Annotated in this window: 18 protein-coding genes; 3 read left to right on the top strand and 15 right to left on the bottom strand. The window is 47.6% G+C overall.

Features of this window, described 5'->3' with window-relative positions; translation table 11 throughout:
* Positions 1–3: 3 nt before the first annotated feature.
* From ACR8BL_RS23505 to cymR, 7 genes are all read right to left on the bottom strand, one after another.
* Entirely contained in the window at positions 4–264 is a 261-nt protein-coding gene (locus tag ACR8BL_RS23505; protein WP_251506498.1) for an IreB family regulatory phosphoprotein, read from the bottom strand.
* Positions 265–393: 129 nt separating this feature from the next.
* Positions 394–3,015 carry an alanine--tRNA ligase gene (gene alaS, locus ACR8BL_RS23500; protein WP_434756454.1) on the bottom strand — a complete coding sequence of 874 codons (2,622 nt, stop codon included), beginning with the start codon at positions 3,013–3,015 and terminating at the stop codon, positions 394–396.
* A gap of 509 nt (positions 3,016–3,524) precedes the next feature.
* On the bottom strand, positions 3,525–4,592 hold the full coding sequence (locus tag ACR8BL_RS23495) for an AI-2E family transporter (RefSeq protein ID WP_434749776.1): 1,068 nt from the start codon (positions 4,590–4,592) through the stop codon (positions 3,525–3,527).
* 339 nt (positions 4,593–4,931) lie between these two features.
* Positions 4,932–5,141, bottom strand: coding sequence for a hypothetical protein (locus ACR8BL_RS23490; RefSeq protein WP_090915543.1), 210 nt, complete (start codon positions 5,139–5,141; stop codon positions 4,932–4,934).
* 10 nt (positions 5,142–5,151) lie between these two features.
* Complete coding sequence (locus ACR8BL_RS23485) at positions 5,152–5,673, bottom strand: PRC-barrel domain-containing protein (RefSeq protein ID WP_434749775.1); 522 nt, start codon at positions 5,671–5,673, stop codon at positions 5,152–5,154.
* Between the two features lie 164 nt (positions 5,674–5,837).
* Positions 5,838–6,989, bottom strand: coding sequence for a cysteine desulfurase family protein (locus ACR8BL_RS23480; RefSeq protein WP_434749774.1), 1,152 nt, complete (start codon positions 6,987–6,989; stop codon positions 5,838–5,840).
* Between the two features lie 150 nt (positions 6,990–7,139).
* The gene (gene cymR / locus ACR8BL_RS23475; RefSeq protein WP_090915550.1) at positions 7,140–7,559 is read right to left on the bottom strand and encodes a cysteine metabolism transcriptional regulator CymR; all 420 of its coding nucleotides are present in this window, start codon (positions 7,557–7,559) and stop codon (positions 7,140–7,142) included.
* A 356-nt stretch (positions 7,560–7,915) separates the two neighbouring features.
* On the opposite strand from cymR, the gene mnmA reads away from it, so the two are divergent.
* Positions 7,916–9,040, top strand: a complete 1,125-nt coding sequence (gene mnmA / locus ACR8BL_RS23470; protein ID WP_434749773.1) for a tRNA 2-thiouridine(34) synthase MnmA — start codon at positions 7,916–7,918, stop codon at positions 9,038–9,040.
* A 133-nt stretch (positions 9,041–9,173) separates the two neighbouring features.
* Here the strand turns inward: mnmA and crcB (ACR8BL_RS23465) are convergent, their stop codons facing one another.
* Genes crcB (ACR8BL_RS23465) through ACR8BL_RS23450 form a run of 4 tightly spaced genes read right to left on the bottom strand, consistent with a single transcriptional unit; the run spans position 9,174 to position 12,199 of the window.
* Positions 9,174–9,533 (bottom strand): fluoride efflux transporter CrcB, encoded by a 360-nt coding sequence (gene crcB / locus ACR8BL_RS23465; protein WP_434749772.1) that lies wholly within the window; start codon positions 9,531–9,533, stop codon positions 9,174–9,176.
* The gene (gene crcB / locus ACR8BL_RS23460) at positions 9,530–9,931 is read right to left on the bottom strand and encodes a fluoride efflux transporter CrcB (protein WP_434749771.1); all 402 of its coding nucleotides are present in this window, start codon (positions 9,929–9,931) and stop codon (positions 9,530–9,532) included. Before crcB (ACR8BL_RS23460) ends, crcB (ACR8BL_RS23465) begins: the two co-directional genes overlap by 4 nt.
* A gap of 2 nt (positions 9,932–9,933) precedes the next feature.
* Positions 9,934–11,241 carry a replication-associated recombination protein A gene (locus tag ACR8BL_RS23455; RefSeq protein ID WP_434749770.1) on the bottom strand — a complete coding sequence of 436 codons (1,308 nt, stop codon included), beginning with the start codon at positions 11,239–11,241 and terminating at the stop codon, positions 9,934–9,936.
* Positions 11,242–11,278: 37 nt separating this feature from the next.
* A complete protein-coding gene (locus tag ACR8BL_RS23450) occupies positions 11,279–12,199 on the bottom strand; it encodes a LysR family transcriptional regulator (RefSeq protein WP_434753218.1) in 921 nt (306 codons plus the stop codon).
* Between the two features lie 143 nt (positions 12,200–12,342).
* Between ACR8BL_RS23450 and ACR8BL_RS23445 the strand changes: the two genes are divergently transcribed.
* Both ACR8BL_RS23445 and ACR8BL_RS23440 read left to right on the top strand, forming a co-directional pair.
* The gene (locus tag ACR8BL_RS23445) at positions 12,343–13,116 is read left to right on the top strand and encodes an SDR family NAD(P)-dependent oxidoreductase (RefSeq protein WP_434756453.1); all 774 of its coding nucleotides are present in this window, start codon (positions 12,343–12,345) and stop codon (positions 13,114–13,116) included.
* Complete coding sequence (locus tag ACR8BL_RS23440; RefSeq protein WP_434749768.1) at positions 13,113–14,027, top strand: DMT family transporter; 915 nt, start codon at positions 13,113–13,115, stop codon at positions 14,025–14,027. Before ACR8BL_RS23445 ends, ACR8BL_RS23440 begins: the two co-directional genes overlap by 4 nt.
* A 59-nt stretch (positions 14,028–14,086) precedes the next feature.
* Here the strand turns inward: ACR8BL_RS23440 and ACR8BL_RS23435 are convergent, their stop codons facing one another.
* The 4 genes from ACR8BL_RS23435 to ACR8BL_RS23420 all read right to left on the bottom strand — a co-directional run bounded on the left by ACR8BL_RS23435 (position 14,087) and on the right by ACR8BL_RS23420 (position 20,787).
* Complete coding sequence (locus tag ACR8BL_RS23435; protein ID WP_434749767.1) at positions 14,087–16,273, bottom strand: HelD family protein; 2,187 nt, start codon at positions 16,271–16,273, stop codon at positions 14,087–14,089.
* 226 nt (positions 16,274–16,499) lie between these two features.
* Positions 16,500–18,314, bottom strand: a complete 1,815-nt coding sequence (locus tag ACR8BL_RS23430; RefSeq protein WP_434749766.1) for an ABC transporter ATP-binding protein — start codon at positions 18,312–18,314, stop codon at positions 16,500–16,502.
* A gap of 37 nt (positions 18,315–18,351) precedes the next feature.
* On the bottom strand, positions 18,352–19,650 hold the full coding sequence (locus ACR8BL_RS23425) for an NCS2 family permease (protein ID WP_434749765.1): 1,299 nt from the start codon (positions 19,648–19,650) through the stop codon (positions 18,352–18,354).
* Between the two features lie 378 nt (positions 19,651–20,028).
* The gene (locus tag ACR8BL_RS23420) at positions 20,029–20,787 is read right to left on the bottom strand and encodes a tRNA threonylcarbamoyladenosine dehydratase (RefSeq protein WP_434749764.1); all 759 of its coding nucleotides are present in this window, start codon (positions 20,785–20,787) and stop codon (positions 20,029–20,031) included.
* Positions 20,788–20,796: the final 9 nt, after the last annotated feature.

Raw genomic sequence — 20,796 nt, 5'->3', positions numbered from 1 at the left:
ACATTACCGGTGATTGGCCAGGTAGGAGCGTACAAGCTCTTCAATCAGCTCATCGCGCTCCTTTTTCCGGACCAGACTGCGTGCGTTGTTGTGACGCGGAATATACGCGGGATCGCCAGATATCAGATATCCAACGATCTGGTTAATGGGATTATACTCTTTATCGACCAGCGCGTCATATACCGTGAGAAGAATCTCTTGTGAAGATGCTTCATGTTCGTCACCTTTCACATTAAATTTAACCGTCTTATCCATGGAGTCCATTGATGACACCTCGCTCCTGCATGAACATGGGGACCATGTCCTGCCGAATTGATTTCTGTTTATATAATAACATATTCTGACTGCCACAAGTACACAAAGGATAAGGCAATTGTGTTTTTTGCTTGTCCTTTACTGGCTGACGATGGAAACCGCCAGTTTCAGCGCTTCGTCCAGCTTGCTTGCGTCCTTGCCTCCGGCCTGAGCCATATCCGGACGTCCGCCACCTCCGCCGCCACATATCGCAGCAACTTCCTTAACGATTTTACCAGCATGCAGACCTTGTTTCACCTGTTCAGCAGGTACTGCGACAACAAAATTGACCTTGCCGTCAGCTGGCGCACCCAGTACGAGAACAGCATCAGGCAGTTTTACTTTCAACTCATCAGCAACGGTACGCAGTGCATCCATATTTGGTGCATCTACACGGGCTGCAAGCAATTGTGTATTGCCTGCTTGTACAACCTGATCGGTCAACTGACCTGCTTCCATCGCGCTGAGTTTGCTTTGCAGAGATTCATTCTCTCTCGCTGCTTCTTTCAGCTGCTGATTCAGACCTTCAATCCGCTTCGGCACATCCGCTACATTGGCTTTGAGCAGAGTTGCGGACTGTTTGAGCAGATCCAACTGGCTCTCCACATACAGATATGCACCGCGACCTGTCACCGCTTCAATACGGCGTACACCCGATCCGATTCCGCTTTCGCTGACAAGTTTGAAAATTCCAATCTCTGAAGTATTACTTACGTGACAGCCGCCACAAAGTTCCAAACTGTAATCTCCAATTTGCACGACGCGTACAATATCTCCATATTTCTCGCCAAAAAGGGCCATTGCACCCATTTCCTTCGCTTCATCGATGCCTTTCAGCTCAATGTTCACATTCAGGCGATTCCAGATCTGTTCGTTCACCTGACGTTCAATCTCCGTCAGCTCTTCCGGCGTAATACTGCCGAAGTGAGAGAAGTCAAAGCGCAGACGTTGCGGTTCAACCAGAGAACCCGCCTGGTTAACATGCGTGCCGAGCACATCTTTCAATGCTTTGTGCAGCAAGTGTGTTGCCGTATGGTTTTTGATGATGTCACCGCGTTTGGTTGAATCCACTTCTGCTTGAATGACATCGTCCACACGAAGCTCACCCGACTCGATCGTCACCAAATGTACATGTTGTCCTTGCGGAGCTTTAAACAAACCTTGAACTTTTGCAACAGCACCCGCGCTGCGAAGCAAGCCCTGGTCACTTACCTGACCGCCGCTTTCTGCATAAAATGGTGTTTGATCCAGAATAACCTGAGCTGTCTGTCCTTCTCCTACGGAGTCTGCAAGCACATCTCCCGTAACAATCGCTACAATTTTTGCTTCCGTCAACAGCTCAGTATATCCAACAAACTCGCTTTTAACCTCCAGATCAGCGAGCGGTCCACCTTGAATCTTCATGCTTTCGTTCTCTTGACGTCCTGCACGGGCACGATCACGCTGCTCCTGCATCGATGCATCAAAGCCTTCACGGTCTACCGTCAGGCCATGCTCAGCCGCATAATCCTCTGTCAGGTCAAACGGGAATCCATACGTATCATACAGTTTGAATGCCTCTGGACCGCTAATCACTGTACGTCCCTCAGATTTGGCTGTACCACTGATATCTGCCAGAATCGCAAGCCCGTCTGATAGCGTTTCGTGGAAACGTTCTTCCTCGGTTTTGATGACTTTGGCAATAAACTCCTGCTTGTCCACAACTTCTGGATAGTACATCCCCATCACTTCACCAACGGTTGTTGTCAGTTCATACAAGAACGGACGATCCAGACCCAGTACTTTACCGTAACGAACGGCACGGCGCAGCAACCGGCGGATGACATATCCGCGGCCTTCATTGCTTGGCAGTACGCCATCACCTACAGCAAATGCAACGGTACGAATATGATCGGCAATGACTTTGAGGGCAACATCGATCTCAACGCTGTCGTTATATTTCACGCCAGCAAGCGCAGCCGTTTTCTGAATCATCGGTTGGAACAGATCGGTGTCAAAGTTGGAATCTACATTTTGCAGAATGGAAGCAAAACGCTCCAGACCCGCTCCTGTATCAATATTTTTGTTCGGTAGCGGTGTATAGCTGCCGTCTTTGTTATGGTTAAATTGTGAGAATACGAGGTTCCACACTTCCAAATAACGTTCGTTCTCTCCGCCTGGATACATCTCCGGATCATTCATGTCGCTGCCGTAAGCTTCGCCACGGTCATAGAAAATTTCGGTACATGGTCCACACGGGCCTTCGCCGATATCCCAGAAGTTTTCGTCCAGCTTAATGATACGTTCAGCCGGCAGTCCGATTTTTTCATTCCACAGTTTGAATGCTTCTTCATCTTCGGGGTATACGGTAACAGACAAGCGTTCCGGATCAAATCCGATCCACTCTTTGCTCGTTAAGAACTCCCAAGCCCAAGTAACCGTTTCTTCCTTGAAATAATCTCCGATAGAGAAGTTACCGAGCATTTCAAAAAACGTATGGTGACGACGTGTTTTGCCGACATTTTCGATATCGTTGGTACGGATACACTTCTGCGAGTTCGCAAGACGCGGGTTCTCCGGTTTCTCCCGTCCGTCAAAGTAAGGTTTCAGCGGTGCCATACCCGCGTTAATCCACAACAGGGAAGGGTCGTTATGCGGCACGAGCGATGCGCTTGGTTCAATTTTGTGACCTTTACTTGCAAAAAACTGGATCCATTTGGAACGAATTTCACTGGCTTTCATACTGGTTGCCCCCATCAAATTATAAGTTCCGCAGCGAGATCGCCCCGGTTGGTTAACAGATTGTTTTGATAACTTTTTTTTGGGTAACACATGTGTAAAAATAAACACAAAAAACGCCCCTGAATGATCAGGGACGATGTTATCGCGGTACCACCCTGGTTATTGTTCTTCTCCCCTTATTGAAAGGATTCATCTCCCATCATTGAAAGGATAAACGAACAATCGCCTCGTTCATGCGAGTAACGGTCGCTCCCGGCAGGGTTGTCCTGCACTCCGAAATCAGCTTTCTGCCGCTTCAACTTTCAAGACTCTCCCAGCCAGCGAACCCAGAGTAATTACTGAATTCGAAGAAGTCTATTCTCTGAGGAAAGGAATCCTCGGCATACTTCATTTCATCATCGATTTGATCTTGTAAACATACACCCTCATTATATCGATAGAGCCAACCAGTGTCAACGCGCCTTTCATGACGAATGACTGATGGCTCCTTCCTCTCTTCGTTTACTAGTTCACTCCGTTCTCCGCTTGATATAGTAGGCGAAAAAGTGTTGCACAATGACCTTCAAAACAGCAAAGACAGGCACAGCCAAAATGAGACCTACAATACCCGCCAGTTCACCACCGACCAGCAGTGCAAAGATAATCGAGAGTGGATGTAAATGCAGCGTTCGGCCTACCACCTGAGGGGAAACCACATTACTCTCCAGCACCTGGCACAGTGTATTCACAGCGATGACCAGCAGCACCATTTTGAAAGAAACGGTTGAAGCCATCACCACCGCAGGTGCTGCTCCCAGAAAAGGACCCAAATAGGGCACAATGTTGAATACAGCCACAATACTTGCCAGAAGCAGGGCATAAGGCATATCAATGACGATATATCCGATATATGCAAAGATTCCTACGATCACACAGACGATAAATTGACCCCGAATATAATTGCCAAGTGCGGTATCGATCTCTTTCATCACGGAAACAATCGCTTTACGACGAGAACGAGGCAGATAAGCCACAATTGTTCGTTCAAACACATCAAAGTCCTTTAACATATAAAAAATGAGAAACGGTACAATGAATACGTTAAATAGTACATTAATCGTTGCTCCGATATTGTCCATCAGCACGGTGATCCCTTGCGTAAGCCGATCCTCCATCTGGAAAAACCAGCTGTTCATGCCAGTGCGTATACTTGGCGGCATTAATTTGTGATCCATATTGTTCATCAGGTTTTGCGCCCTCATGGACAATTCAGGCATATGTTCATTTAACTCTTCAAGCTGTTCAATCAGAACAGGGATCACATTCATTAAGATGACCCCAATGCAAGTCAGAAAAAAAGCATAGATTAACAGTACGGCAATGGAACGTGGAACTTTGCGTCCACCCAGCATGCTGACAATCGGATTAAGCACATACGATATGATCAGTGCAACGATGAATGGAGCCAGTATCGTTTTCAAAAAACTATAGATATGTAAAAGCAATGGCCGCAGCAGCCAAATAAAATACAGAATGATCAATCCGAGCAAGAGCCAGATCGCGTAACGAAATATTTTGTTTTTGGTTAGTTGCTCCATTTCCCTCTCCCCTTTGGACTGACGCTCAAGTTCAGTATATGGACTGGCTCTAAAAGTCAGTATATGTAGGAGAGGAAATTTTTATTAACTTAGTACAGAAGTGGCAGCGAAAAGAAGCAGTGACATATAAAACATTCTTCTCGATCACACAGAAAACAAAAAAAACGCCCCCTCTTCAAAAGAGGGAAGCGCATTTTATGGATCAGTCACTCATATAATCAACCATGTCCTTCCCAACCACTATGTAACTACATCTATATCCATCTGCCGCCAGATTGCGACAGCATTTAATGACATGAGTTGTCATGAAACCGCATATAGAGGAAGTTAAACCGCGTCTTAAGAGGAAGCGTGAATGTGAGGGAAGTCTTGCGGCAACTCTTCTCCGAAGAACAAATCATCCAGAGAGCTTAACGTGCCGTCCTCTTCCACCTGATACACAGACATTTTCTCTCCATTTACCGTTAACTCAATAAAACATCCCCAGCAATAAAACTGATGGGAACCAATTTTTCCGATATCTTTTGAACTACAATTTGGACATTTCATATTCTTTCACCTATCCATTAACAGAATGAATGGCATTTTCCAAGCGCTGTTCACTCAGTGGCGGTACCATAATGGCACTTTCTCCGATAGACATATCACTTGTACATGGCAGCCATTTACGGCCCTCGATCAGATCGGACACAAAACCGTCCGTAATTTCAATCCCTATTATTGTATTTCCCAACTCTTGGTCAAAATAAACATCGGAGACTCTTCCGAGCAGCAACCCTTCTTCGGTGAGCACGGACATCTCCTTCAATTTAGAGCGACCAAGGAGGTACGTGTATTTTATGTCGTCGGCCTCCGTCTTGCGGACAGCCTGTTGATTACGGATCATGACGGCATCTTCGCCATAGGCAACGATATCTTCCCATTGCACCATCTTGACATGATTGGTAAACAGGCCTTTATTCTCAAGTTCAATGCCTTCAATCTCCCAATCATCATTCACAATGAAATCCTGGATTTTACCGACCTGCTTCCCGTCCTCTACATCAAAAACGGCAAGTCCGATCATTTCCTGAAGCTTCATCGTTGGGTCCCCCTCATCTTCTTCACATTGAATAGGCGCGGCGCTATTGCTAGGTATGCCCAAAGTTGATGAGTGGCAATCAAACGCCGATCATCAAACCGCTGTTATTCAACCGATGAAAATGGAACTTCTTCCCTCCTTCTGTTCCATGTGTAAAGAGCCCCTTAAGGTCTATTACGCAGACGCCCCAGAATGGTTCCAATTTTTTCGGCGGTTGTGATGATTTCTTCTGTAGTATTACCCAAACCCCAGCTAAATCGAATCGCAGACTGTAAAAATGCCTCCGGCAAATGCATCGCTTTGAGTACATGGGATACTTCCAGCGAACCTGATGTACAAGCTGAACCACTGGCTACAGCAATGCCCTCCATATCCAGGTTCATCAGCATCGTTTCGGTAGACACCTCGGGAAAGCTGATATTGAGGATATTGGGAAGGGTGTACTCGGGATGTCCATTGACATGAAAATGTTCGGCTCCCACATGAACAGCAAGCTGATCTAGCAGTAGTTTCCGCAATTCCAAGGCATGCTGCAGATGCTCGGTTCCCTCTTCAGAGATTCGTTTTAGCGCTTCTGCAAACCCGGCAATACCGGCGATGTTCTCCGTGCCCGCACGCCGTTGTCGCTCCTGCAATCCACCATGTGATCTGGCTTCCAAAGTAACGCCTCTTCTGACATACAGGGCACCAACTCCCTGCGGCCCGTTAATTTTATGTGCTGAATAGCTAATGAGATCCACGGGCAAGTCTTTACAGGAGATTGGCTGACTCCCCAACGCCTGAACCGCATCCGTGTGGAATATAATATCATGTTGACGTGCCAGTTCTCCGACCTCATGAATCGGCTGAATGGTGCCTACTTCGTTGTTGGCATACATCATCGTAATCAGCACGGTGTCCGGCCGAATCGCCTCACGAAGTTCTTCCAGCTTGATGCGTCCAGTCTCATCCACGGGCAGATAGGTCACTTCGTATCCCTGCCGCTCCAATTCCTGACATGAATGCAATACGGCATGATGTTCAATTGCTGTAGTGATTACATGTTTACCCTTCTCCGCTCTGGCAAAAACCGTGCCAAAAATCGCCAGATTGTCACTTTCCGTGCCACCACCCGTAAAAACAAGCTCGTCCGGGTTACATCCCAAAGACGCCGCGATAACATCTCTTGCTCCGCTAACCGTTCGTTTGGCTTCACGTCCAAAGGCATGGATACTGGATGGATTGCCATATTGCGCAGTCATAATGTTCATCATCGCTTCAGCGACGCGTGGATGCATAGGTGTCGAAGCGGCGTGATCCAAATATATACGATTCACAGTTGTCACCCCGTTGTTTGTTGGATTTCATTTTTATGTTTTTAATACTGGTAAAGGCAAGCTTTAATCTATGTTGGCATGGCTAAAGCCCCCATTATGGGGGCTTTAATGTTGTCTTCTGGATGATCAACTTCATTTCTTAATTTTTTCCTAGATATAAAACATGTAAGAATCTTTCTTTTCCTGATCCTCAAAAGTAATCAAATCTTTCAACGTTGTTGAATCCAGCACTTCTGCAATGCCGTCACGGATGCGCAGCCACAGGTCACGCTTCGCAGGATCGTCTTCCTCAGTAAAGTCCACTGGTGAGATGGGCCCCTCCAGCACACGAATGACATCCCCCGCTGTTACGGTTGCAGGATCACCTGCCAGAATGTAACCGCCATATGCGCCGCGGATGCTCTTAACCAATCCGGCATTACGCAGTGGGGCAATCAATTGCTCCAAATAATGTTCCGAGAGCTGATTGCGCTCGGCAATGCTTTTTAATGATGTCGGGCCTTCGCCAGTTCTGGCGGCCAGCTCCATCATGATTGTGAGGCCGTAACGGCCTTTTGTTGATATCTTCAAAGGAGTCACCTCTTTCAATTTTCGAAAAAAACAAACTGGAACGTTAGATGTTTATTGTTCTCAAGCACTGTTCTTTATGTTGATTCTCTACGTGGTTCATGATCGTTCATTCCGTGATTCCGCCAGGCGGACCTCAGGGAAACCAAGTCTCAATCTTCTAATCCTGCGTATTCCGATCATAACCCTCAAGTAATGTTAACATATCTGCATGTGTTATGGAAAAGAAAGATTGACGATATTGCAAAATGTGCGTGTGGAGTGGACACTATCCAAAGTTGGCCGGGTGTATCGTAAGTTCGCTCGGGTTATGCTAGAATAGTAACGAAACACATTTATATATAGAAATGGTGATAACGATGTCCAAAGCAAATGAAAACACACGGGTCGTCGTTGGCATGTCCGGAGGTGTGGATTCATCCGTTACCGCATTGCTTCTGAAAGAGCAAGGTTACGATGTCATCGGCATTTTCATGAAAAACTGGGATGATACAGACGAGTTCGGTCACTGCACCGCTGAAGAAGATTCAGAGGACGTGCGCCGGGTGTGCGAACAGATCGGCATTCCATATTACACTGTCAACTTCGAGAAAGAATACTTTGATAAAGTATTTACCTATTTCCTTGATGAATATAAGTCGGGTCGTACGCCGAATCCGGATGTCATGTGTAATCGTGAGATCAAATTTGGTGAGTTTCTGAACAAAGCGCTGGATCTCGGTGCAGATTATGTAGCTACAGGTCACTATGCTCGTCTCATTGAAGAGGATGGCATTTTCAAGCTGCTCCGTGGTGTAGACAATAACAAAGATCAGACTTACTTCCTGAACGCTCTTAATCAAAAACAACTATCCAAAGCCATGTTCCCGATTGGTCACCTGCCTAAACCGGAAGTGCGCAGAATTGCTGAAGCTGCCGGTCTCTACACAGCCAAGAAAAAAGATAGCACAGGTGTATGCTTTATCGGTGAACGCAACTTCAAGGAGTTCCTGAGCAATTATCTGCCAGCCAAAGGCGGAGACATGGTTGATATTGCGACAGGTGAAGTGAAAGGTCGTCACGACGGTCTGATGTACTACACTCTTGGTCAACGTCAAGGACTTGGTATTGGCGGTTCCGGCAACGGTGAGCCTTGGTTTGTCGCTGATAAAAACCTGGAGAAAAACCAATTGCTCGTGGTGCAGGGCGACGCTCATGCCAGCTTGTACTCCACAGGTCTGACGGCAACAGGTGTTAACTGGATTGCAGGTGCAGACCATACACCAAATGTGCCTTTCCGTTGCACAGCCAAATTCCGTTATCGTCAACCGGATCAAGGCGTTACGTTGACTTGGCAGGAAGATGGCAGCGTGGATGTACAGTTTGATCAACAGCAGAAAGCCATTACGCCAGGGCAAGCTGTTGTTTTCTACGACGGAGAAGTCTGCCTCGGCGGTGGTACGATTGATCAGGTGCAGAAAGTACCTGTACCGGCGATGCAATAACAGGCTTTCCTTCTCACTTGAGAGTGGTAAAGCCAATCCCGTGTATTCCTACAAAAAAAGCCGTCTTTCATGTAATACCATGAAGGATGGCTTTTTTCCTGCTTTTTTTTGCAAAAAAATTAAAATAATTTAGTTATGCAGTTAACCAGACTCCTGCCATACAACCTAATACACCCACCACAACAGAACTTACCACGTAAAGAATCGCTCTGGCATATCGCTGTTTTCCCATCAACGTTAATGTTTCGTAACCAAAGGTGGAGAAGGTCGTATATGCTCCGCAGAAGCCAGTTCCCCACACCAACCACATTGCGTCTGGCAAACTTCCTGCTTGATGCCCGCCATACAACATACCAAGGAGAAGAGAACCGCTGACGTTAATGATCCAGGTTCCCCAAGGAAAAGAGGTTCCGAATTTACGGGAGACGGCCTTTCCCAGACTGTAACGGAGTAGTGCGCCTAACACACCTGCTAGTCCAATCCAGATGATCACCTGGCATCACTCCCTTTTTGAGAGACAGCGAGCATTGCTCTTCCCAGCTTGATGCCGAGCGCGCAGAGCAGTAGCCCTGCCACAACACTTAGTAGGAGATAAGCCGCTGCTTCCATCCACTCTCCACCCTCCGATAAACGAACGATGTCCAGTGTGAACGTCGAAAAGGTCGTGAAAGCCCCGGTAAATCCTGTGCCGATGGCGAGGCGGAGCTGTGGGGTTATTTTTTCAGGAATCGCGATAGTAAAAAACCAACCCAAAAACAGGCTGCCGATCGCATTGATCAACAGCACTGCCCACGGAAAACCTGTATTCGCCGCAGGTATCATCAGTTGAATGGTGTACCTGGTCAATGTGCCCAGGAAGCCGCCGGCTCCGATATATGCTAATTCTTTCATTTCTATAGCTCCCTGCGCCGCTGTTGGTTTAGCCTGATCTTTGACTCATTCCCTTGCTCCGTCGCTTCATAAAAAACTCTTCGAGAGAGCTGTTTCGGCAGATACTCCTGCTTTACATAATGTCCCGGGTAGTTATGTGGATACTGGTACCCCTCATGTCCCAGCTTCGCAGCTCCCGAATAATGCGTATCTCTCAAATGCAGCGGCACTTCGGCCGACTTCACCTCATTTATGGCACTCATCGCTTTGGAGATGGCGGTATACACTGCATTGGATTTCGGACTTTCGACCGCAAATAGAATGGCTTGTGCAATATTCAGCTTCGCCTCAGGCCAGCCATTATTCCGGTAAGCGTCCAACGCACCGATCGCCTGGGTCATCGCTTGGGGGTTCGCCAGTCCAATATCTTCACTGCTCGCGGCAATGAGGCGGCGAATAAACGTCATCGGGTCCATACCCAGCTTCTCCACGGCATATAGAAACCAGAATAACGCTGCATCGCTTGAACCACGAATGCTTTTATGAAAAGCAGACAACACATCATATTGCGTTGACTCGTCTGCCTTGACAATGGGACGGCGAATGGACTCTTCCGCGACAGCCAGCGTGATGTGAACCGTTCCATCCTGCTCGGGCGGTGTCGTGAGCGCAGCCAGCTCCAACGCATTCAACGCACGGCGAATATCACCATTCGCCATCGTGGCAATGTGTGCCAGCGCTTCATCATCGGCTTGCAGTTCCATAAAACCAAGCCCTTTATCTGCATCGCTTAACGCCCTGCGCATCGCAATCAGGGAGTGCTCTTTATTCAAAGATTCCAGCTGGAACAGAGTGGAACGACTCATCAAGGCTCCATTTACGTAATGAAAAGGGTTCTCCGTTGTTGCCCCGATGAAAATGATCGTGCCCTTCTCTACCGCAGGCAGCAATGCATCTTGGCGTGAACTGTTAAAACGATGTACCTCGTCGAGGAACAAAATCGTTTTGGTTCCGTAGAGCTGTTTGTTTGTCTGTGCCTGCTCGATGACTTCGCGTACATCCTTGACAGAGGCATCCACGGCGTTCAGCCGTACGAATTGTCCTTGGGTATGCTGAGAGATAATATGGGCAAGTGTTGTCTTGCCACATCCTGGCGGGCCGTACAGTAAGATGGAGGAGATCTGATCCGCCTCAATAGCTCTGCGTAGCAGTTTTCCCGGTCCGATGATCTGTTCCTGCCCTATATATTCATCCAGATGCTCAGGCCGCATGCGGTCTGCCAGCAATCTGGCTTGTGGTTGTGTATCCTGCTGAAACGAAAATAAGTCCATGGGTTTATCACTTCCTTAACGGATTGCGGATCTAATGCTAATCTAAATTGCCATGCAGTAGTGTATCTTTTGGATAACTTATGTTTTCTCCACTCGCTATCATATCACATTCCTGTGGAAGCATAGCCATAAATGCCCCAAGCGCACTGCTGACAAACGCATCCTTACGCGTAATAAATCGTGTCATCATACGGTTCATTCCAGCAGGAAGCGAATGTTTACGTAATAGACCGTTTTGAATTTGCTGGCTAATAACGATCTCAGGCAGTAAAGAGATGCCCATTCCAGAGGCTACGCCACTGATAATGGCCTCCAGCGTCCCAAATTCCATAATAACGGGTCGATGAACACCACTCAGAAGCATCCAGTCCTCCAAAATTTTACGGTAGGAGCACCCCATACTGTAAACTAATATCGGCTTACGGGTTAGTTCATCCTCGGACAAGGCCGGGGACGAAACAACAAACAGCTCTTCATCAAATACATCGATCGATTTAATATCAGGATGGTCACAGGAACAGCCAATAAATGCACCTTCCAATTCATACGCAATGACCTGATCAATAAGCATCTGTGAATGACCTGTAGCCAAAGCCAGAGAGACTTCAGGGTACTGGCTGTAATATTCCGCTAGAAGATGCGGCAGTCTTACCGCAGCCGCCGTCTGTATGGAACCAATTTGTAACGGGCCGGATGGTGTATTGGTTGCCTGCAGTGCTCTTGAAGCATCATTCAACAGGCCAACGATCTTATCTGCATACGTTAGCAGAACTTCCCCCGCTGGAGACAGTGTCATTCCCCGGTTATGACGGATGAACAATGGTGTACCCACCTCAGCCTCCAAATGCTGAATACGTGCCGTAACGTTGGATTGAACGTACCCCAGCTTGGCTGCAGCTCTGGTCAGATTTCCTACCTGGGCTACACATTGAAATATTCGAAGATCCCCGCTCTCCATCATGCCTCCACTCTGACATCATTCAAAATGATGTCCAGTTCATTTGTAATCATTATACGCTCTGGCGAGACCATACTACAATGATGACATACCCATTGAGTTTATTCGTCGAGATTATTATTAAAGATGGAGACACTTGTTCAATGGTTAAAAGTAAAGAAGGAGTGTTTGAAATGACATACTGGACCAATAGAGTTGTTTTAATTACAGGTGGAGGTACAGGTATAGGCCGAGCTGTAAGTACATTGCTTGCTGAACGCGGAGCATTGGTCGTTTTGAATTACTCTCGCTCACAGCAGGCTGCAGAAGAAACGGTTCAACATATTCTCAATCAAGGCGGGCAGGCCATTTCCATTCAAGCAAATGTAGCAAATGACACAGAGGTACGCCGAATGGTCAAAAAAGTAGCTGATATCTATGGCTCCATCACCGACCTTGTGAATAACGCGGGCATCACCCATCATATTCCCCTTAGTGACCTGGAGGCTGTCACAGATGAAGTCTGGAATGAATTGATGGACGTGAATGTGAAAGGCATGTTTTATTGCGCTCGTGCGGTAACGGAAAGTATAAAGCAGGCTGGTGGCGGTGCAATCGTCAATTTGGGCAGTATAGCGGGTAGCACCGGTTCGGGTTCTTCTCTTCCCTATGCTGTGTCCAAATCAGCAGTACATGGTCTGACTTTATCTCTAGCCCATGCACTCTCACCGTACATTCGTGTGAATGCAATCGTCCCCGGAGCTGTTGCTACACGTTGGTGGACTGGTAATGAGGAGCGCATGCACCAACTTGGCGGGCAATTGCTGCTGCAGCAAATCGCGCCGCCAGAGGACATTGCCCATATGATCTGTGCTGCTCTTGAACAGCAATCCATGACAGGACAGCTTATCACGGTCGATGGCGGACAGACCTTATGAGCACTCCTAGTGGCAATTCTGTTAGTGCAGTACGTGTACCTACTTTCTTAAACCCAGCCAAATACATCGTATTGATTATCGTGACAACCCTTATTATGGGTACTTCTTTTCCTGTGGGCAAAATAGGTATGGGGTACGCTCCACCTTTTTTATTGATGGGCTTGCGCTACATTCTCGCAGGCAGTTTGATGGCTTTTGCTCTGCGTAAGCGTCCTTTACCAAAGAAATGGCAAGCATGGGGTAAAATCATTCTCATCGGTTTGTTTCAATCTGCCGGGGTGATGGGCTGCGCCTATTACAGCATGAACTGGATTTCATCTGGTGAATCCGCCATCCTTACATTTATGAATCCACTGATCGTCATTATTTTCAGTGCGCTGTTATATGGTCTGACTTATCGGTTAAGCCAGTGGATTGGCGTAATTATTGGTTTTGCAGGCATCCTGCTCACTTTCGGATGGCATATGAGCTTCTCCCCAGGAACCTGGATCGGTTTTGGGGGCGCGATTTCTTTTGCCGTGTCTACATTGCTTATTAAGCGATGGGGTAGTGATTATGATACTTTCGTGCTCACGGCTTATCAGATGCTTGCGGGAGGCGTAGCGTTGCTTCTGCTGAGTGTATGGACGGAGCAGCCTCATTTTACAGTAACAACAGTCTCGATCTTATCTTTGATATACTTGACGCTGATTTGTTCCATTTTGCAGTTTTCTCTCTGGTTTTATCTATTACAGCATAGTGACCCCGCCCAAACTAGCTCCTACCTGTTCCTTGCACCGTTCTTCGGCGTGCTTTCAAGCTGGATTTTGTTAAGCGAGCAGGTTGAATGGTACGTTGGTGCAGGAGGTGCACTGATCGGTGCAGGCATCTATCTGGTGAACCGACGTTCAGCAAGTACAAAAAAGGCATGACGAGGATTTGCTCCACATCATGCCTTTCATCTATATATAACTCGGTACGGTCTATTCGTTTATGAAACAGCCTCATCCGGCCAACCCTGAATCGTAACCCGCTCTCCCTCAGGGTTGTGCGTTGCCGCAGCATACGCCGGCATGCTGCCGTCATGGAATAACCACAACTCATGCAGAGCCCGTGTACAGCCGACATAGAGCAGTTTTGCATCACCTGCGCCCGGCAAATAATGATGCCCATCCACATCAGCTACAATAGCTGCATCGAATTCAAGCCCTTTGGACAGATACACGGGCAAAATGGAGTGACCGCCGCTGTACTGCTTTTTGCCACCGTCGATCAGATTTAAATCCCAACCCGCTGCCTGCAGCTCACGGTGAAGTTCCCTCGCTTCATGCAACGTTCGCGTCAGGATTGATACCGTCCGATAATCTTTGCTGGTCAGTATGCTCAAGGCCCGCTCCAGACTTCCTGTCCGTCCTTCACTTCCATAAGGTAGTGTGCGCACAGGATCACCACTCCGAAATACCGGGATCGCCGTAATGCCGCTCTGCACACCCTGCTCCAGAATGGTGTTGGCATAATCAATGATTTCCATCGTGGAACGGTAGCTTCGAGTTAAGGCAAAGTACGCATTCTGCTCTTCCGGAAATAGTGAACTCATCTCATCCCACGCATGAACACCGCGATACTCATGAATACCTTGAGACAAATCCCCAAGAATAGTGAAGGAATGCCCCTTCACGAACTGATCCAGCAACGCAACATGAAATGGAGAGAAGTCCTGTGCTTCGTCAATGACCACATGATCAAAGCGCTCCGTTCCTTCAATATCATGAACCAGCGTATGGATATATACGAGTGCAGGAAGATCTTCTTCCCGAATCACATCCTGCTTCAGATCTGCGCCCGTCTGTTTCATGATTGCTTTGGGGATCAGGCTGCTCAGCGAATCAGGTACAGCCCCGCCTTTCGCTGCTTTGAATAATTGTTTGTACAACGTTAGCGGATCGTACTCAGGCCACTTTTTGGCATAGGCTTTCTCCCGGGTTGCTGCCTTTTTCTTGCGTTCTTTACGCACCGTCTCAGGCATCGGCTTTTTCAATTCCATTTCAATCCAGCGGTGAATACGTGCCATCACCCGCTCTTTGCGTTTCGCCAGCGGATAATGTTTGTACTCCGTACCAAACCAGTTTTCAATCTGCTGTTTGCCGAGTAAAGCTCCATCCCACGGACTGAAATCAAGATCAGGCACAGACGCTTCTTCCATCCCCGACAACCACTCACGAATCAGCTCCATAAAACGAACCGACCCTTTGTAACGTCCGGGAACATCATCGTTCAGTTCAGGCCGTGTAGCAGGGGTTTCAAACCACGTATGCAGTGTTTCCGACGCATCGGCAAGCGGCAGTTCAAGCCCCAGCAGGTTCATCGCCCAATCCGGGAACGTCTGCTGCTGAATATGCCCAACACCAAGCTCTGGCAATACATCCGAGATGTAATCGAGGAACATATGGTTGGGTGCAAAAATAACCATTTTCTCCGCAGACACCTGCTCCTTGTACTGGTACAGCAAAAATGCAAGGCGATGCAGGGCAACCGTAGTTTTCCCTGATCCGGCGACCCCCTGAATGATCAGCGCGGTGTTTCTCGCCGCCCGAATGATCTGATCTTGCTCAGCCTGAATCGTAGATACGATATCCCGGAGCTTGTTGTCCTTGTTTTCCCCAAGACGGTATACAAGGAACTCGTCAGATACGGCAGGCTGGTCGCTGTCCCGATTATACGTATCCGCCACGCGTTCCAGTATGCGCTGACGGATCACCACATTTCGTTTCAAATACACCAGACCTTCAATCAGCCCTTCTGGGGCTTCATACGTTGCAGAGGCTTCGCCTCCCGTAAAGGAATAAAACAGGCTCGCGACAGGAGCGCGCCAATCGATGACAAGCGGATGCTCACCAACCTCTTCGCGGTCTACGCCGATTTTGCCAATATACAGCGGTTTCCGTGCACCACTGCCCTGCTCTTCGAAATCCAAGCGTCCGAAATAGGGTTGCTGCGCGCTCTTGGACAAGGCATTCCGGCGCTCTTCACGTCCGGATTCCAGCACTTGCTCCGTGAAGTCGTGGCCGGTATACACCGGGAAATTCCGTAGCCGTTCCAGCTGACGATCCACTTCTTCCATCGTTCGCTCTAACCTGTACTCTTCTTCTTGATAGGCACTTTGAAAGCTGTCTGACATGTTTCAGTTACCTCCTAAGAATATATGTTTGCTCTGCATCGCTGTAGATCGCGCAATACAAAAGGATATCCAATATATCACAAAGGGCAACTGAAAGCCATATCGATTTTCCATATGAACAAAACAAACCATGAAGCCCTAACCAAAAAAAGAAGGACTCTGCTGAGTGATACCTTCACAGGTATCGCAGAAATCCTTCGATCCTCATCCCTCTATCGAGCGAGCGTTACTCTTTGTTTCGTATTTCTCCATTGCTGCTTGCATCGCCATCCCCATCCTGTGCAACAAACTGCTTTTGTGCAAGCTCCCGATACACGGGATGTGTACTAATTAGTTCTGCGTGAGTCCCTGTTCCAGTCACATGTCCGTGCTCCAAAACAACAATCTGATCTGAATCCACAACCGTTGACAATCGATGTGCAATGACAATGGTTGTTCTGCCTTCCATTAGATTGGACAACGCCTGTTGCACTTCGTATTCCGAGGTACTGTCCAAACTCGACGTTGCTTCATCCAGCATGAGAATATCGGGGCTACGCAGCAATGCACGAGCAATGGCGATCCGCTGACGCTGTCCGCCGGATAATTTAATCCCTCGTTCGCCCACTTCCGTGTCGTAACCTTGCGGCAGTTTGTTAATAAAATCAGCCGAATATGCCATTTCCGCCGCTCTGCTGATCTCCTCCATCGTTACCTCACGATCCAAACCGTAGGTGATGTTGTCTTTGATCGTACCTGCCATTAGCGGGCTTTCCTGTGATACGTAACCTATCTTGTTACGCCATGAGGATAATGAATACTCTGCTATCGCTTCTCCCCCATATGAGATGTAACCGGAGTCGGGAACATAAAACTGCTCTAACAGCGAGAACAATGTCGATTTGCCGCTTCCGCTCGGACCAACAATGGCTGTTACTTTGCGAGTCGGAACGGTTAGATTAATGCCGTGCAACACTTCTTCACCTGTAACATAAGAGAAATGTACATCGTGAAAGGCAATCGTCTCATTCCCTTGTGGAGTCAGCTTGGTGCTGTGATCCGGTTCTTCCTCATCCGCAAGAATCGCCTGAATGCGCTCAGTGGCACCGACTACTTTTTGCAGACGTGAATACAGGGTGGTGAACTGCCCCATCGGCATAATGACCTGGAAGAGCAGCAGAATGAATGCAACCAGTTCCCCCGGTGATAACAGTCCCGAAGCTACGCGCATACCCCCAACACCAAGAATAACAACAAGTACAGCCGTCATGACAAAAGTAAACAAGGGGCCGATCAATGCCAGAATACGGGCTTCCTGTAATCCAAAAACAAACATTTTGCGAATGCGGGAATCACCCGCCTCCGATTCCTGTTTCTCTGTCCCGTATGCTTTCACCAGTCGAATCTCACCAATAACCTGACTCAGAACAGACGTAAGTCCAGCCATCTCGTCCTGTTGCTTCTTCGAAATCTTGTACATCTTCTTGCCTACTGGCAGCAAAATCAGCATGGTCAGCGGCACCAGACTCAGAATAATGAGTGACATCACCCAGTCCAGATAAAAGAGAAGTGCCACCCCGCCAATGACCGCGACGATATTAGAGACAAATGATACGAGATAATCAGCAATGAGTGTCATAATCTGACTGGTATCATTCGTAATCCGGCTCATCGTATCCCCTGTGCGATTCCTATCGAAATACGGCATGCGGAGTGATAATACCTTGTTCCACAGCTTGGTGCGAAGGGTCGCTACGACACGTTGACCAGCGTAATTCAACATATAGATACTGATGCCTGAGGCAATGGCTTGAATAACAAATGCCCCGAGCAGCAGGATAATAACCGATTTATTCAGCGCTGATGTGGTCAGCCCGTCGATTAGACCTTTGGTCATCAAAGGCACGATCAACCCGGCCGTTGTTTGAATCAAAGTCAGAATGAGGGCCAGAGTCAGAATCAATTTGGGTGGGTTTGTTGAAGCAATCAATTTGACAAAATCCTTGAATCCTTTTTTCCCTACCTTCGGCTCCTTGGACTCCGATTGCGGCTGTTCTTCCATTCCCCGTTCCTCCGTTCTCTATCTGTTTGATTTCGTTTTACAAAATACCATGCAGTACAAAATTCGCCAAGAACAGGATCGAGATGCCGTACATGACTACAGGTACTTCTTTTCCTTTTCCTGCAGCCAGTTTTGCCAGCGGATATGCGATAAATCCAAAGGCCATTCCGTCCACAATGCTATATGTAAAAGGAATCATAACCATGATCAGAAATGCCGGAAATGCCTCGGTAAAATCACTAAAATCCATATCACTGACACCCTGTACCATCAAACCGCCGATGATGATCAAAATGGGAGCAATCGCACTATCGGGAATATACCCCAGCAGCGGAATGAAGAAAAAAGTAGCGCCGAACAGCACAGCTGTCACGAGCGGAGTCAGACCTGTGCGACCACCTGCGGCAATGCCCGCGGTTGTCTCCGCTGCTGCCACTGGCGGACTGCTGCCAAAGATACCTGCCAGCACCGTGCTAATCGACAGTGCACGCAGACTGCCCTTGAACCTTGCCGGGCGACCAATCATGTTCGTCTGCGCGGTAATAAGGCCTATATTTTCAAATACAACAATTAATAGCAGCAGGAACACCGCAATCCAGAACGCGATATCCGCCAGCTTCATCAGAGACAATTCACCGAACAGACCGCCGTATTGACGCAGTGCATCCATGGCAGATACTGCTTCACCGGGATGCACCGCTCCCAGCAAATAAGCAAGACCTGTCCCAATCAGAATACTGATAAGTAGGCCACCCTGTACATTTCGAATGAATAAAATAACTGCCAGTACCAGTGTTACACAAGCCGTAATGACATTTGGATCATTAAAATGTCCAATGGCAACAAATGTCGTCTGATGGGCTATTACAATGCTGCTCTTTTGCAATCCGATAAAAGTCAGGAACAATCCAATCCCAACCGTGATACCATGCTGTAAATTTTTCGGAATTGCTTCACTAATCATTTTATATAACGATGTAAAGGCAACTATTGCAAATAATACGCCAGTTACAGCAACAACCGCCAACGCCTCTTGCCAAGTCAGCTTCATCGAGTGCACAAGTGTATATGTGAAAAATGCGTTGATCCCCATGCCCGGTACGACTACAATCGGTGATTTACCCCCGAAAGCCATCAGCAAGCATCCCGCAATAGATGTAAGTAATGTACCAACCATTGCTGCCTGCAGCGGCATCCCCGCATCGGCAAGAATCGTTGCATTCACCATCACAATATAAACGACAGCAAAATAGGAAATGGCTCCAGCCATAATTTCCTTCTTCCACTGATCTTCTGGTTCCATGCCCAGCTGTCTGGACAACCATCCGTGTTTCATCCGTTCTGTTCTCCTCTCTCTATTTATAAATTCAACTAAAGAATGTTTACACTTGCCACTCCGATGACAGAATAACCTTCCGATCGCTGTTATCCCCAGATTTTTTGCATTTCCTTCTCCAAAGGGAAAATCCGGTGATAAATGTGATCGCTTCGCTTCTCCAGCTTTTTTCTGTCCTCTCCGTTCTCGTGTAAAAAATTAAGTTGAACTTATATGCCGAAATCATTATGTATGTATCATCACGCAGCACACCATATCATACACCGTTTTCACAGTGAAGTACATGCATCAAGCAGACACCAAAAAACGCAGGTGCACTGCACCCACGCTTAATGGTAAACCTTTTACATTGTTGAAGAGTAAACTGGTTGTTTCGATTTACGCCTCTGACTTCTCCGCTTTCTCAAGCAGATCTTTTACTGCAACGCTGACCATAATCAGTCCGGCTACTGGTGGAACAAAAGCATTACTTGCTGGCGGCTGTTTCGCTTTGCGAATCTCCGGCGCATTCTCCGGAACGATTTTCTGCGTCACATCTGCACGTGGCTTAAGCGGCTCCTCCGTGGAGAATACCACTTTTACGCCTTTTTTGATGCCGTCTTTACGTAGCTTGGTACGCACTACACGAGCAATCGGGTCCATAGACGTTTTCGAAATATCCGCAACCTGGAATTTCGTCGGGTCCATTTTGTTAGCAGCACCCATGCTGGAGATCATCGGAATTTTACGTTTCAGGCACTCTTTGATGAGATGCACTTTGTAGATAATCGTATCGGAAGCATCCAGCACATAGTCCAGCTCGTACTTGAACAGTTCCTCATACGTTTCTTCGGTATAAAACATGTTCAGCGCAATGGCGTCACATTCCGGATTGATCAGTTTCACGCGTTCTACCATCAAGTCAGCTTTTTTCTGACCTACCGTGGTCGTGAGTGCATGAATCTGACGGTTGATGTTAGTGATGTCCACCACGTCTTTGTCAATCAGGATGATTCGGCCAACACCACTGCGGGCAAGTGCTTCTACAGCAATACCGCCCACACCGCCGATGCCAAGTACGGCTACCGTACTATTTCTGAGCGTATTCAGACCTTCAGGTCCGATTGCAAGTTCTGTTCTTGAAAATTGATGGAGCATTGAGAATCG

The organism is Paenibacillus amylolyticus (assembly GCF_051136285.1).
In the GTDB taxonomy this organism is placed as follows: domain Bacteria; phylum Bacillota; class Bacilli; order Paenibacillales; family Paenibacillaceae; genus Paenibacillus; species Paenibacillus amylolyticus_F.
The sequence above is the reverse complement of the archived record's forward strand: the minus strand, read 5'-3'. Positions and strand labels throughout refer to the sequence as shown.